1 protein-coding gene is annotated in these 806 nt (G+C 57.8%); it reads left to right on the top strand.

Annotation, left to right across the window (positions count from 1 at the left end):
• Nucleotides 1-806: hypothetical protein (locus B3F77_RS14445; RefSeq protein ID WP_293605629.1), on the top strand; the 806-nt coding region annotated here is incomplete at both ends.

Below are 806 nucleotides of genomic sequence, written 5' to 3'. Positions count from 1 at the left end.
GTGAAATACATGGCGGAATTTTTGACGAAAGGCGGCCGACTCGCGCTCTTCCCTGAAGGACGGCTTTCCCGCACCGGCACGCTGATGAAACTGTTCGACGGCACCGGGTTTCTCCTGCACAAGACGGGCACGAAGGTCATCACATGCTACTTGCGCGGCGCGCACCGTCTGCCCATGTCGCCGAATCCAAATCGGACGAAATGGTTTCCGCGCATCACCGCGCACTTCAGCGATGTGCTTATCGCGCCGCATGTCGAGCACCTCAGCACTTCGCAAACGCGCGCGCTGTTCACAAACTGGCTGCGCGATCAGATGGTGCGACAGCAGTTCGAAGTTGAGATGCAGTTCGGCCCGCAAACACTGGCCGAAGCTGTGGTCGAGGCCGCCGCGCGTTTTCCAGGACACGTCGTGTTGCAGGACGTGAATGCGGCGCTCACTTACAAGAAACTGCTCGTGAGCACGGACTTGATGGCCCGACAACTCGACAAGGCGTTGTCGAGAGACGTGATGAGGGTGGGCGTCTTGCTGCCGAACGAGAACGCCACGCCGGTCGTGTTGCTGAGTCTGTGGACGCTCGGCAAGGCGGCGGCGATTTTTAACTACTCCACAGGGCCGACGATCCTACTTTCGTGCGCGCAACTCGCAACTGTGCAGCAAATTATCACGTCACGCGCATTTCTCGAGCGCGCGAAGCTCGATGTGAGCGCTCTAAGCGAAGTAGGCATTAACTTCGTTTATCTCGAAGACATTCGCGCGCGAATCTCCGGCAGCGCAAAACTGCGAGCGTTATTGAAGCAAAATTTTTC

It is taken from the genome of Polaromonas sp. UBA4122, assembly GCA_002381615.1.
Taxonomy (GTDB): Bacteria; Pseudomonadota; Gammaproteobacteria; order Burkholderiales; family Burkholderiaceae_C; genus Polaromonas.
This window is presented reverse-complemented; position numbering and strand designations above follow the sequence as displayed.